The 15,574-nt window shown below is 69.2% G+C and carries 1 protein-coding gene (only partly in view); it reads right to left on the reverse strand.

Going from position 1 to position 15,574, the window contains the following annotated elements:
* On the reverse strand, positions 1–15,574 hold the 3' portion of the coding sequence (locus tag G6N66_RS14665; protein ID WP_163645850.1) for a non-ribosomal peptide synthase/polyketide synthase. 14,453 nt of this gene lie beyond the right edge of the window; the window shows 15,574 of its 30,027 coding nt (coding positions 14,454–30,027); the start codon falls outside the window, past its right edge — the gene reads right to left on this strand; the stop codon is at positions 1–3.

Below are 15,574 nucleotides of genomic sequence, written 5' to 3' on the forward strand. Positions count from 1 at the left end.
TCAACCTTCGAGTGAATCCTTGAGCCGCTGACCGTAAAGGCTGAGCGAATCGGCAGTCAACATTTCTTCATGCGTGCAGTCGATCGTGAACGCCGTGATGTCGCCGGCAACGTAGGGCCGCCACTCGCGCGAGGGAGACGAGCCGCTCTCGCCGTCAGTCTGCTGGGCGGCGAATATGACGATGTCGCCGTTGAATACGCCGGGCTGGTGGGCCCTATGCAGCGCCCGGTTGTTGTCCAGGTTTGAATCGATCCACTCCAGAAGCTGTTTGTACCTAGGGAATTCCGCGGCGGCTCGTTCCCGAACCAGTTCTTCGATCTGCTCGTAGTTGAGCGGTTCGTCCTGCGCTGGAAGATCGATGCGGTAGAACCGCAAGACTTCTTCCACGGTGTGCCGGTCGACCGGCGCATGGTTGGGTTCGGTGGCGCTGGTTTCCGCAGTGGGTAGGGCGTCGAGAAGGATGAGCCGTTCGACAGCGCATTCGCGTCGCTGGAGTTCGATGGCGAGTTCGTGGGCGACGACGCCGCCGAAGGACCAGCCGAGGAGGTTGTAGTGCCCGGCGGGATGGAGCTCCTGGATTCGGTCGGCGTAGTTTTTCGCCATGTCGCGGACCGATTGAGGTTCGACTTCGTCGCTGCGCAGGGTTTGCTGGATTCCGATGATCGGGCAGTCCAGGTGCTTGCCGAGTCGTTGATACGGCCAGCTCATCCCACCCCCGGGATGAATGCAGAACAGCGGAGTGCCGCTGCCGTCCTTGAGCACCTCGACGGGCACCACTTCGGTCTCACTTTCAGCGGTGCCCACCTGCTGGCTCAGGCCTGCGACCGATGGCGCGTGGAATAGGGTGCGCACCGCGAGCTGAGTGCCCAGGCGGTCGTTGATGGCGGCGATGGCCCGCATCGCGGACAGCGAGTCGCCGCCGAGGTCGAAGAAGGAGTCGTCGGCCCCGATCCGGTCGAGGCCCAGCACCTCGCCGTAGATGCCGGCCAGGATCTCCTCCAGCTCATTGGCCGGAGCACGATAGCGATCGACATGCTGATACTCCGGAGCGGGTAGCGCCCGTTTGTCGAGTTTGCCGGTCGGTGTCAGGGGCAGCGCGTCGATCGCCACGATCGCCGTGGGGACCAGGTAGCCGGGTAGCCGCTGGGCCAGGTGTGCGCGGATTTCGGCGGGGTCAGCGGTGCCGGTGACCCCAACGACATAGCCCACCAGCCGCTTCTCCCCCGGGTGGTCCTCGCGGGCGATCACCACCGCCTGGCCCACGCCCGCGACTGCGCTCAGGGCGGCCTGCACCTCGCCCAGCTCGATGCGATACCCACGGATCTTGACCTGCTCATCAGCACGCCCGTGGTAGCGCAACTGCCCATCGGCGCCCCACGACACCAGGTCCCCAGTGCGATACATGCGCGCACCGGGCGCGCCGAACGGGCACGCCACAAACCGCGACCCGGTCAACCCGGCCCGACCCACATAGCCCACCCCGACACCGCGGCCGGCCACATACAACTCCCCGACCACCCCGACCGGCACCGCACGCAACCACCCATCCAGCACGAACAGCCCCGCCCCGGCCACCGGAAACCCAATCGGCGCCACCCCCGACCCCGGGCTCAGCGGCGCGCTGACCGTCACATCGATCGTGGTCTCCGTCGGCCCGTACGCGTTGAGCATCACCCGCCCGCGCGCCCACCGATCCACCAACTCCGCCGGACACACCTCCCCACCAACCACCACCGCCGCCGAGCCGACACCCTGCGCCGACAACGCCCCCAACGCCGACGGCGTCTGAGTCAACACATCGACGCGCTCAGCGGCCAGCAGCGCCGCCAACTCCTGCGGCGCGCCGGCCACCGACTCAGGCACCACCACCAGACGCCCGCCATGCAGCAACGCCCCCCAAATCTCACGCACCGAAGCATCAAAGGCCAACGAATGCCACAACGTGGACACCTTCACCGCACCCGGCGGTGCCAGGCCCGCATCCAACGACGCCAACAACTGCGTCACGTTATGATGCGTCACCGCAACACCTTTGGGCACACCCGTGCTACCCGAGGTGTAAATAATGTGAGCAACATCGTCCGGCGCCGGACCCGACAACGCTACGCCCGGCACCACCTCCCTCGGCGGATCGTTCACATCGAACACCGCCAGATCACACCCCGCGAACCGATCCGCCAACTCGGTAGTCGTCAACGCCGCCACCGGCGCGGCATCAGCAACGATGAACCGCACCCGCTCGCCCGGCACCACCGGATCAATCGGCACATACGCCGCCCCGGTCTTAAGCACCCCCACAATCGCCGCGACCGCCTCCACCGACCGCTCAGACAACACCGCCACCGAGTGCCCCGCACCCACACCACGACCCGCCAGCAACTGCGCCCACCGCTCAGCAACCGCATCCAGCTCGGCATACGTCAGCGCACGACCCGCACAACTGACCGCCACCGCACCCGGCGTCCGCAACACCTGCGCGGCAAACAACACCGGCAACGACACCGGCGTCACGGGCTGCGTCAACACCGCACGATTACCGAACTCATCCAGCCGCGCGCGCTCGCCGGCGTCCAGCAGGTCCAGCGACGAGAACCGCAGGCTGGGCTCGGCGGTCATCGCCACCAAAAGCCGCCGCAACCGCTCGATCAGCGTGTGGATGCTGGCCGCGTCGAATACGTCGGTGCGGAATTCGACTCGCCCCCCGATTCCGGCGGGCTCCCCTGCCTCGCTCCAGCGTTCCGCGAGGGAGAAGGTCAAGTCCATGCGGGCGGTGTGGGTATCCGCCGACAGCGGGGTGGCCTGCAGATCGCCCAGGGTCAGCCCGGCGGCGGGTTGCGCTTGCGGTTGGGCGTCGGGTCCGGCGAAATTCTGCCAGGCCAGCAGCACCTGGATCAGCGGGTGATGCGCCAGGCTCCGGGTCGGGTTGAGCCGGTCCACCAGTACCTCGAAGGGCACGTCTTGGTTTTCGTAGGCGGCCAGGCTGCGCTGTTGCACCTGATCGAGCAGCTCGGTGACGGTGGGATCCGCGGCGAGGTCGATCCGCAACACCAAGGTGTTGACGAACGAGCCCACCAGGTCATCGAGCGCGGGGTCGCGTCGCCCGGCGATCGGGAAGCCCACCGCCACATCGGGATTCGCGCTCATCTTCGACAGCAGCACTGCCAGTGCGGCCTGGATCACCATGAAGCTGGTCGCGTTGTGCTCACGGGCCAGCCGAGTGATGCGCCGCTGCAGCTGCGCCGGCCAGTACACGACCGCGCTGTCGCCGCGGTAATCGGCGACGGGCGGATAGGGCCGATCGGTGGGCAGCGCCAGTCGCTCGGGCATCCCGGCCAGAGCGTCCTGCCAGTAGCGCAGCTGGGCGGCGATGCGGCTGCGGCCGTCGGCCAAGTCCCCCAGGATCTTTCGCTGCCACAGCGTGTAATCGACATACTGCACGGGTAACGGCGCCCAGTCCGGAGCGAGCCCCGCGCACCGGCTTGCGTAGGCCACGCCCAGATCACGCACCAGCGGGGCGATCGAGCTGCCGTCGGCGGCGATGTGGTGCACCACGATCACCAACACATGTTCTTCGGCGGCGATGCGGAAAAGCCTTGCGCGCAGCGGAATCTCGGTCGCCAGGTCGAACGCGTAGCCCGCCGCCGCGGTGACGGCCTCGCCCAGCCGGCCCGCCGACCAGCCGCTGGCATCGATGACCTGCCAGCCGAAATCGGCCTGCTCGGCAGGAATCACCACCTGCCGGGGGATGCCGTCCACCGCCGGGAACAGCGTGCGCAGGCTCTCGTGGCGGCCCGCCACGTCGGCCAGCGCCGCGCCGAACGCGTCGGCGTCCAGGCGCCCGTGCAAGCGCAATCCGGCCGCCATGTTGTACACCGGCGACGGCCCGTGCAGCTGATCAAGGAACCACAACCGGCTCTGGGCGAACGATAGCGGCACCGCCGCGGGCCGCTCGGCAACCCGCAACCGTTCCAGCCGCGCCTCATCCCCGCCGATGCGGGGCGCCAGCTGAGCAACCGTCGGCGCCTCGAACAGCGTGCGCACCGCGAGGCCGGCGTCCAGGCTGTTGTTGATCGCGGCGACGAGGCGCATCGCCAGCAGCGAATCCCCACCCAGGTCGAAGAATGAATCGTCGACGCCAACCCGCCGCGACAGTCCGATGCCGAGAACTTGGGCGTAGATGCCGACCAGGATCTCCTCGGTGAGGGTGGCCGGGGCGCGGTAACGATCGCCGTCCTGATACTCCGGGACCGGCAGGGCGCGGCGGTCGAGTTTGCCGTTGACCGTCAACGGCAGTGCCTCGATCACCACCACCGCGGCCGGGATCAGGTAGGCCGGGAGTCGCTCGGCGAGCGCGCCGCGCACCCTGGCCGGGTCCGCCGTCCCGGTGATGTAGCCGACCAGGCGCTTGTCGCCGGGGCGGTCCTCGCGGGCGACAACGACCGCCTGCTCCACCCCGTCCTCCGCGGCCAACGCTGCGCGCAGCTCGCCCAGCTCGATGCGATACCCGCGGATCTTGACCTGTTCGTCGGCACGCCCCACATAGTGCAGTTGCCCGCCCCCGTTGTCGTTCAGGCCCCACCACACCAGATCCCCGGTGCGATACATCCGCCGGCCGGCCGTGCCGAACGGGCAGGCCACAAACCGTGCCGCGGTCAACCCGGGCCGCCGCCAATACCCAACGCCCACAGCGGGACCGGCAACATACAGCTCGCCGACCACTCCGGGGGGCACCGCCTGCAGCCACTCGTCGAGCACGAACAGCGCCGCCCCCGGCACCGGCGAGCCGATCGGCGGCACCCCCGACCCCGCGGTGAGCGGTGCGCTCCAGGCCGCCCACATCGTCGTCTCGGTGGGACCGTATTGATTGATCATGATGCGCCCGGGCGCCCAGCGATCCACCAGCTCGGCCGGGCATGCCTCGCCGCCCACCAGCAATGCCATCGACTCCAAGCCGTCGGGCGACAACATCGCCGCCGCAGACGGGGTCTGGCTGAGAATATCGACTTTTTCGGAGAGCAGGAGTGCGCGGAACTCGTTCGGCGAGGCCGCAACCGACTCGGGGACCACCACCAGCCGACCGCCGTGCAGCAGCGCACCGAAAATCTCCCAGCCCGAGATGTCGAAGCTGTACGAATGCCACTGCGACCACACCAGACCGGGGCCCGTCAACCGCGGATCCATCGTCTCGATCAGCTGAGCGACGCTGTGATGCGAGATCGCCACCCCCTTCGGGACCCCGGTGGTGCCCGACGTGTAGATCAGGTAGGCGATGTCGTCGGCGGATGGTGCCGGCAACTCCGTGCTCGGATAGGTGAGGATACGCGCGTCCCAGATATCACCGACGTCGATGACGAGCAGGCCGCTTTCGTGCAACCGCTCGACCAACCCGGTGGTCGTGATCGCGGCGATCGCCGCGGCATCCGCGAGCATGAATTGCATCCGGGCCGTCGGCAACGCCGGATCGATCGGCAGATAGGCCGCCCCGGTCTTGAGCACCGCCAGCATCGCCACGATGGCCTCGGCCGAGCGCGAAAACAGCAGCGCCACACAGTGTCCCGGGCCGACACCTTGGTCGACCAACAGATGCGCCAACCGGTTGGCGGCCTCGTCGAGTTCCCGGTATGTCAGCGATCGGCCCCCGCAGGTCACCGCCGCCGCATCGGGTGTGCGCGCCACCTGCGCGGCGAACAACTCGGGGACCGAGATCCGAGCGGGTGCGGGGCGGGTCAACACCGCCTGGTTGCCGATCTCGGCGAGGCGGGCGTGTTCACCGGCGTCGAGCAGGTCGAGCGACGACAACGGCCGCTCGGGGTTGGTGGTCATCGCCACCAACACCCGTCCCAACCGTTCCACCAGCGCCTCGATGCTCGCCGTGTCGAAGACATCGGTGCGGAACTCCACCGCTCCGCCGATCCCTGCCGGTTCGCCCGCGTCGTCCCACGCTTCGCCCAGGGTAAACATGAGATCCATTCGGGCGGTGTGGGTTTCGACAGATAGCGGCGTCACCTGAAGATCCCCCAACGCCGGCCCGGCCGAGTCGTCCTGCCCGGACTCCTGCCCGGCGAAGTTCTGCCAGGCCAGCATCACCTGGATCACCGGGTGATGGGTCAGGCTTCGGGTCGGGTTGAGTCGGTCCACCAAGAGTTCGAAGGGGACGTCCTGGTGCTCGTAGGCTTCCAGGCTGCGCTGCCGCACCTGGGAGAGTAGCTGGGCCACAGTCGGATTCCCCGCCACATCGACCCGCAACACCAAGGTGTTGACGAAGCAGCCCACCAACTCATCGAGCGCGGGGTCGCGCCGCCCGGCGATCGGAAAGCCAACGGCCACATCGCTACTGGCGCTGACCTTGGCCAGCAGCACCGCCAGCGCTGCCTGGATGACCATGAACGTGGTCGTGTTGTGCTCGCGGGCCACCCTGGCTACCTGCTGCTGCAGCTGCGCCGACCACTCTACGGACACCCGGGCGCCGCGGTAGTCGGCGACGGGCGGATAGGGCCGATCGGTGGGCAGCTGCAGCCGTTCGGGCAGCCCGGCCAGCGCGTCCTGCCAGTAGGCAAGTTGGGCGGCGATGCGGCTTTCGCTGTCGTCGAGGTCGCCGAATTGCGCGCGCTGCCAAAGCGTGTAGTCGACGTACTGCACCGACAGCGGCGTCCAGTCGGGGACCCGCCCGGCGCACCGGCTGGCGTAGGCCACCCCCAAATCGCGGGTGAGCGGGGTAATCGACCAGCCATCCGCGGCGATGTGGTGCGCGGCGGCCACCAGCACGTGTTCGTCGTCGGCGACCCGGAAAAGCCTTGCCCGCATGGGGATCTCGGTTGTCAGGTCGAAACTGTAACCCGCCGTCGCGGCGATGGCCTCATGCAGCTGGGTGGTCGACCAGCCGGCGGTGTCGACGACCTCCCAGCCGACGTCGGCCCGCTCCTGTGGCACGACCAATTGCCGGGGGACCCCCTCGACCGCCGTGAACAGCGTGCGCAGGCTTTCGTGCCGGCTCACGACGTCGGCCAGGGCCGCTCCCATCGCCTCGGCGTCGACGCTCCCACGCAGCCGCAGTGCGACCGCCATGTTGTACATCGGGGACGGGCCCTGCAACTGCGCGATGAACCACAACCGTTGCTGGGCATACGACAACGGGATCGAGTCCGGGCGCTCCATCACCTGCACCGGCGGGAGCGCGGGCCCGCCACGGTGCCGGTTCAGGTGGTCGGCGAGACCCGCGACGGTGGAGGCGTCGAACAGGTAGCGGACGGGCACTTCCCTGCCCAACGCCAGCTGCAACCGCACGCTGACCCGCGTGGCGCTCAACGAATCCCCGCCCAGCGCAAAGAAGTCGTCGTCCAGCCCCACCCGATCGATGCCCAGCACCTCGGCGAACACCTCGGCGACCATCTGCTCGGTCGGCGTCCGCGGGGCACGGAAGGAAGTGGCGGTATACAGCGGCGCCGGCAACGCCTTCAGGTCGATCTTGCCCGACGAGGTCAGCGGCAGCTCGTCGAGCACCATGATGTGCGCCGGGATCATGTAGTCGGGCAGCCGCGCGCCCAGCTGCTGCCGCACCGCGCCGATCTTGGTGTTGATGCGAGGGTCATTGGCGTAGGTGGGGCGTTGCCCATCCCCGGGTTGGTAGACGTCGGTGAGGGCGACACCTTGTTCGGTGGGGGTCATGAAGACGGCGTCCAACGTGCCCGGCCGTGCCCCCCAGGTGACGGCAACGTCGTATCCGGCGGCGGCCCCGAGGCGATGCAATTCTTCTGGCGTGACCGGTGTTTCGGCGGGCTGGGCGAGGGCGTCGTCGGTGGCGAGGCTCCGTTCGGCGAGCACGTCGTCGATCAGTCCGACGCGCGGGATGTCGGTGACGCGCACGACGGCGGGGTGCTCGGCGGCCAACCGGGCGGGCAGCCCGCTCGGGCCCGCGCACTGGGTCCACGTCCAGCGGGGCGCGTCGGCGAGTGAGCGCACTGGCGTCGGGGTCTTGCGGATGACGACGTCGTAGCGATACCGGGTCAGTTCGTTGTCGGCCGATCCGCGCTTCACCTCGATGTCGAGGCCGGCCACCGACGGGTGCGCGGCGGACCAGGTGGTGAAAAACTCTGGCGCAAGCAGCAATTCGGGTTCGCTGAGCAGGGCGCGCTGGACGCGTTGGTGGATCTCGGCGGCATCGGCCGTGGGCGTGCCGGCGAGCGCGACCGCGGTTTGGAACGCGCCCTGCAGGCTGTGGTTGCGCACGTCGCCGATGAACACCGACCCGCCTTCGGCCAGCAGCGCGACGGCGTTGTCGATGACCTGGGTCAGGTATGCGGCGTTGGGGAAGTACTGGACGACGGAGTTGAGAATCACCGTGTCGAAGCCGCCCCGCGGGAGGGCTGCGCTGGTGTGGGCGGGCTGGTGCAGCAGTTGGACGCGGTCGCGCCATGGAATGTCCAGCCGCTGCAACGAGCGGGTCAGGCTGTCGATGACCACCGGCGACATGTCGGTGCCGACATAGCGCTCACAGTGCGGCGCGATCTGGGACAACAACAGCCCGGAGCCCACGCCGATCTCCAACACCCGGCGCGGCCGCACGGCCAGGATCCGGTCCACCGTGGCCGCGCGCCACTCCCGCATTTCCTCGAGCGGAATCGGATCTCCGGTGAAGCTGCTGTTCCAGCCCCGGAAGTCCGAACCGAACTGCGCGGTGTCGTGTTCGGCGCCATAGAGCTCGTCGTACACGTGTTGCCACTCTTCGACCACCTCGGCGTCGTGATCGTCGCTGCCGGTGTGCTCCAACACGACGTAGCCGACCAGCTGGGGACCGCTGTTGCCAGCGACATTCTCGCGCACGGTGGCGACGGCCTGGGCGACCTGCGGGCAGGCCAGCAGCGTGTTTTCGACCTCACCGAGCTCGATGCGATACCCGCGGATTTTGACTTGCGCGTCGGCGCGCCCGACGTAACGCAGCTGGCCGTTGGCGCCCCAGCTGACCAGGTCCCCGGTGCGGTACATGCGTTGGCCCGCGCCGGCGAACGGGCAGGCCACAAATCGCGACGCGGTCAGTCCGGCGCGGCCGAGATACCCGGTGCCCAGTCCGGCTCCGGCGATGTACAACTCGCCGACCACGCCGGCCGGGACGGCGCGCAACCATCCGTCGAGCACGAAGAAGGCGAGGTCCGGCAGCGGCACCCCGATCGGGCTGCCCTGGCCGTCCAGATCACCGGCGACGATCTCGCGGAAGGAGGCGTGCACCGTCGTCTCGGTGATGCCGTACATGTTGATCAGCCGCGGCAGGCCCGGGTGGTTGTCCAACCATCCCCGAAGTCGTTGTGGCTCAAGCGCTTCGCCACCGAACACCACCGCCTCGAGCTGCAGGCGACCGCCCTGCTCCCGGCGCAGCGCGTCGGCGGCCTGCAGCGCGTAGAACGCCGAAGGGGTGCGGCTCAAGATGCTGACCTGCTCGCGGATCAGCAAATCGTGGAAGTCCTCCGGTGAGCGCGCCACCGCCTCCGACACCACCACCAGCCGCCCGCCGCGCAGCAGCGCACCCCAGATCTCCCACACCGAGAAGTCGAACGCCAGCGAGTGGCACTGTGACCACACACCAGGGTGCGGCGTCTGCGGGTCCAGCGCCGTCAGCAGCCGGGTGACATTGCGGTGCGGAATGGCCACGCCCTTGGGAACGCCGGTGGTCCCCGAGGTGTAGATGATGTACGCGATGTCGTCCGGGCGCACCGCCGGCAACGGACCGCCGGGCTGGGTGTGCACAGCCGGGTCGTTCACGTCGATCACCGGCAGGCCGTGCCCGTCCAGGCGGACGGCCAGATCAGCGGTGGCGACCGCGACGACCGGTGCGGCGTCGGCAAGCATGAAGCCGATCCGGTCCGCGGGCGCCGCCGGGTCGATCGGCAGGTAAGCGGCCCCGGTCTTCAGCACCGCCAAGATCGCGGCGATCGCCTCGGCCGAACGGTAAAACAGCAGTGCCACAACCGAACCGGGGCCGGCGCCGCGAGCGGCCAGCAGGTACGCCAGCCGGTTCGACGCCTCATCGAGCTCGCGATACGTCACCGAGCGGCCTTCGAAGGTCACCGCCGCGGCGTCGGGCGTGCGGGCTGCCTGCGCGGCCCACGCGCCCGGGATCGAGGCCGGGGTCGGTGCCGGCTCGGGCGGGTCGGTCAGCGCCGCCCGGTTGCCGATCTGGTCGAGGCGCGCGTGCTCGCCGGCGTCGAGCAGATCCAGCGACGACAACCGCCGCGCCGGGTCCGCGGTCATCGCCGCCAACACCCGCTCCAGTCGGTCGATCAGCGCCGCGATGCTGTCCGCGTCGAACACGTCGGTGCGGTATTCCACGCTGCCGCCCATCCCGGCGGGCTCCCCGGCCCGGGTCCACTGCTGACCGACGTGGAACACCAGATCCATGCGGGCGGTCTGGGTGTTCGCCGGCAGCGCGGTGACCGGCAGATCGCCCAGGACCGACCCGTCCGTGGGGTCGTCGCTGTACCCGGGGAAGTTCTGCCACGCCAACATCACCTGGATCAGCGGGTGATGGGTCAGGCTTCGGGCGGGGTTGAGCCGCTCCACCAGGACCTCGAACGGCACATCCTGGTTCTCGTAGGCGGCCAGGCTGCGCTGCTGCACCTGGGCCAGCAGATCGGCAACCGTGGGATCGCCGGCCACATCGACCCGCAACACGAGCGTGTTGACGAAGAACCCAACCAGTTCGTCGAGCGCGGGGTCGCGCCGCCCGGCGATCGGAAACCCAACGGCCACATCGGTACTCGCGCTGACCTTGGCCAGCAGCACCGCCAGGGCGGCCTGGATCACCATGAACGTGGTCGAGTTGTGCGCACGGGCCAGCAGCCGAATCTGCTGCTGCAGCTCGGGCGGCCAATTGATCTCCACCGTGCCGCCGCGGTAGTCGGCGACCGCCGGGTAGGGCCAGTCGGTGGGCAGCTCGAGGCGCTCGGGCATCCCGGCCAGGGCGTCCTGCCAGTAGTTCAGCTGGGCGGCAATCGGGCTGTCGCTGTCCTCGAGGTCGCCCAGCTGCGCGCGCTGCCACAGCGTGTAATCGACGTACTGCACCGCCAGCGGCGCCCATTCCGGCGCCCGGCCCTGCGTGCGCGCCCGATACGCCTCGCCCACGTCGCGGACCATCGGAGCCCGTGACCACCCGTCAAAGGCGATGTGGTGCACCACAATTCCCACCACATGCTGCTCGGGGCCTACCGAATAGATTTGCGCACGGATCGGGATCTCCGTCGACAGATCGAACCGATACCGCGCCAGCGCCATCAGCTCGCCGGCCACCTCTTGCTCCGGCAGCGACACCACGGTCGCGCCTCCGCGCCGCCACATTCCCGCCCGGGCGGGCAGGACCCGCTGGAACGGCACGCCGTCGTTGTCGGGGTAAATCGTGCGCAGCGATTCGTGGCGGGCGATGACGTCGTCGAAAGCGGCGGCCAGCGCGTCGACGTCGAGTGCGCTGCTGATCCGGAACGCGGTCGGCATGTTGTAGGTCGCCGCCCCGCCCTCGAACCGGCTGAGGAACCACAGCCTGGATTGCGCGTAGGACAGCGGAACCACCGCGGGCCGTTCGCCGGCCACCAGCGGCTTGCGCGCACCCGCGTCCCCGCCGATGCGGGGTGCCAACTGAGCGATCGTGGGCGCGTCGAACAAGGTGCGCACCGAAACGTCGGTATTCAGGCCGACATTGATCGCGGCGATCACCCGCATCGCCGACAGCGAATCCCCGCCGAGGTCGAAGAAGGAATCGTCGGCCCCGACGCGTTCGAGCTCGAGCACCTGGGCAAAGATGCCGGCCAGGATCTCCTCGACGGCGCCGGCCGGAGCGCGATACCGATCGACGTCGGCGTATTCGGGCGCCGGCAGGGCGCGGGTGTCGAGTTTGCGGTTGATCGTCATCGGCAGCGCGTCGAGGACCACCACCGCCGCCGGCACCATGTAGGCCGGCAGCCGCTCGGCCAGCTGGGCGCGTATCTGGGAACGGTCGGCGGTGCCGGTGACGTAGGCGATGAGGCGCTTCTCGCCGGGTTGGTCCTCGCGGGCGATCACCACCGCCTGCTTGACCCCGTCCAGCGCGGTCAGCGCCGCCTGCACCTCGCCGAGTTCGATGCGGTAGCCGCGGATCTTGACCTGTTCGTCGGCGCGCCCGACGTAGCGCAGCTGGCCATCCGAGCCCCAGGACACCAGGTCCCCGGTGCGGTACATGCGTTGACCGGCCTTGCCGAACGGGCAAGCCACAAACCGGGTTCCGGTCAAGCCGGCCCGGCCCACATAGCCCGCGCCGAGCCCGGCGCCGGCGACATACAACTCGCCGACCACGCCGGCCGGCACCGGCCGCAACCAGCCGTCCAGCACGAAGAAGCCGAGGTGGTCCAGCGGCACCCCGATCGGGCTCTCATGGCTGTCTAGATCGGCGGCCGCGATCTCCCGGAAGGACGCATGCACCGTCGTCTCGGTGATGCCGTACATGTTGATCAGCCGCGGTGACCCCGGATGGTGGCGCAGCCAACCCCGAAGCCGTTGCGGTTCAAGGGCTTCCCCGCCGAACACGACCACCTCGAGGTGCGGCCGCCCGCCTTGTTCGCGGCGCAACGCTCCGCCGGTTTGTAAGACGCTCTGCAGCGCATAGAACGCCGACGGCGTGCGGCTCAACACGCTCACCCGCTCGGCGGCCAGCAGATCGTAGAAGTCCTCTGGCGAGCGGGCCACCGCCTCGGAGACCACCACCAGCCGCCCGCCGCGCAGCAGCGCGCCGAAGATCTCCCACACCGAAAAGTCGAACGCCAGCGAGTGACAGTGCGACCACACCCCCGCGGGCGGCATGTCGGCATCCAGCGACGCCAGCAACGCGGTGACGTTGCGGTGCGGGATCGCCACCCCCTTCGGCACACCGGTGGTCCCCGACGTGTAGATGATGTAGGCGATGTCGTCCGGGCTCGGCACCCGCAAAGCCGAAACCGGTTGATTCGCAGCATCATTCGCATCGATCACCGGTAGGCCGCACCCGTCCAGCCGCCCGGCCAGATCCGCGGTGCTGACGGCGGCGACCGGCGCGGCGTCGGCCAGCATGAACTCGATCCGCTCCCCCGGCGCCGCCGGGTCGATCGGCAGATACGCCGCCCCGGTCTTGAGCACCGCCAGGATCGCCGCGATCGCCTCGGCCGAACGGTGAAACAGCAGCGCCACACACTGCCCCGGGCCCGCGCCGTGACGAACCAGTAAGTGCGCCAACCGATTAGCGGCCTCGTCGAGTTCGGCATACGTGACGGCGCGGCCCTCGAAGCTCACCGCCACGGCGTCCGGTGTGCGCGCCACCTGCGCGTCCCACGCGGCCGGGATCGATTCTGGCGGCGGCGCGGGACGGGTCAGCACCGCGCGGTTGCTGATCTCGTCCAGGTGGTGGTGCTCGTCGGGATGCAACAAGTCCAGCGACGACAACGGCCGCTGCGGGTCGGCGGTCATCGCCACCAACACCCGCTCCAATCGCTCCACCAGCACGCCGATGCTGGCGTCGTCGAACACGTCCATGTCGTATTCCACGCGGATGCCGAGTTCCTGGCCCGGCAGGGCTTGCAGCGTCAGCGGGTAGTGGTTGGATTCGCGGCCGGTGACGTCGGTGACGGCCACTTCGTGATCGCCGGACAGCGCGGCGGTGTCGACCGGGTAGTTCTGGTACACGAACAAGGTGTCGAACAACTGGTCGTGGCCGGTGGCGCGGTGGATCTCGCTGAGCGCCAGGTGCTGGTGTTCCAGGGTGTCGCCGTAGGCGCTTTGGAGCTGGTTCAGCAGGTCGGCGGTGGTGGTCGCCGGCGTGATGGTGGCGCGCACCGGCACGGTGTTGATCAACAGGCCGACCATCGATTCCGCGCCGGCCAGCTCGGCCGGCCGGCCGGAAACCGGGGTGCCGAAAACCACATCCTGCTGGCCGGTCAGCCAGCACAGCAGGCGTGCGTAGGCGCCCTGCAGCACGGTGTTGACGGTGGTGTGACTCGCGCGCGCCAGCTCGCCGACGGCTCGGGTGGTGGCGTCGAGCAACTGGAAGGAGGCGACGCCCCGACGGCCGCGCCCCCAGCGGTCCGGCGGGCCCACCAGGGCGGGGGTGTCGAAACCGGCCAGCACCCGCCGCCAGGCCTCGCGAGCGGCGTCGAGGTCACGCTCGGCCAGCCAGGTGACGAAGCTGCGGTACGACCCGGCCGGCCCCAGCGGCTGCCCGTAGTAGCCGGCGAAGATTTCGCGTAGCAGGACGGGCAGGGACCAGCCGTCCACCACGATGTGGTGACTGGTCAGCACACAGCGGTGCCGGTCTGACGCGGTGCGGATCAGCGCCACCCGGAACGCCGGCTGGTCGGCCAGTTCGCAGACCGCGCCGCGTTCGGCGGCGCACGCCGCCTGGATCCGAGCGTCGAGATCCGCGGCGGTGCCGTCGAGTTCGGTGTAGCTCCACCCCGCGACCGGGTGGGCCGGGATGATCTGCACCGGCTGGTCGAACCGGTCGCAGAAGCGGGCCACCAGGTGTGGATGACGGTTGACCACCGCGTGCACCGCATCGCGCAGCCGGTCGGAGTCGAGCGGGCCGGTGACGGTGATGCCCAGCTGCACCACGTACATGTCGTCGTCGCTGGCTTGGGCGGTGTCGGCGTGGAACAGCAGTCCCTGCTGCAGCGGCGTCAACGGCAAAATATCGGCGATTTCGTGGTCTTGCCGCAGCTCGTCGATCTGCCGCTGGGTCAACCGGGCCGGCGCGATGTCCGACGGCGTCAGCCCGCCCCCGCCGGAGCGCACGTGGGCGCAGATGCCGGTAAGCGCGTCGAACCACAACCGGCTCACCCGGCGCACGGCCGCTTCGTCCAGCGCCGAGCGCGCCCACGTCCAGGCGGCGTTCAGTCGCGGGCCGGCATCGGTGTCGGGACTTTCCACGGTGACGGCGTTCAGCTCGACGGTGTGCGAGAGCGGTATCGGCAGTGCGGTGATGGCGCCGGTGAGCGGCATGCCGTCCGGGCTGATCCGCCACAGATCGGCGGACAGCTCGCTGGCGCCGCCCAGGCGCCCGAGGTAGTTGAAGCCGATGGCCGGCTCCGACTCGCCCAGCTCGACATCGGGGTTGAGGTATCGCAGCAGGCCGAAGGTCAGCGGATTGGGCAGGGCGCGCAGCTGTTCCTTGGCGTCCTTGATCACCGCGCCCAGCGCCGCGTCCCCGGCGAGCACCTGTGTCCAGGACAGGCCGGACAGTCCTCCGAAGGCAAGTGCCACAGGGTATTTGGTGGTGAACCACCCGACGGTGCGGGTGAGGTCAATGTCGGGACTCAGCTCCTCGTGGCGCCCGTGGCCCTCCACCCCGATGCCGATCGCCGTGCCCTGAACGCCCCTGCCGCCCTGCGATCGCAGATATTCGGTCCACGCCAGCCCGAACGCGATCAACAGGATCTCGTGGATCCCGGCCCGGAACGCCGCGGGCACCTCGCCCAGCAGGATCTGCGTGGTTTCGGCGTCCAACGACTCCGAAAGCCGCCCGGCGCTCAGGTAGGTGTCCGTCGCCGGCTGCACTGCGGGCAGCGCCGCGGGGGCCGCCGTCACCTGCCGC

Source organism: Mycobacterium conspicuum (assembly GCF_010730195.1).
Classification (GTDB): domain Bacteria; phylum Actinomycetota; class Actinomycetes; order Mycobacteriales; family Mycobacteriaceae; genus Mycobacterium; species Mycobacterium conspicuum.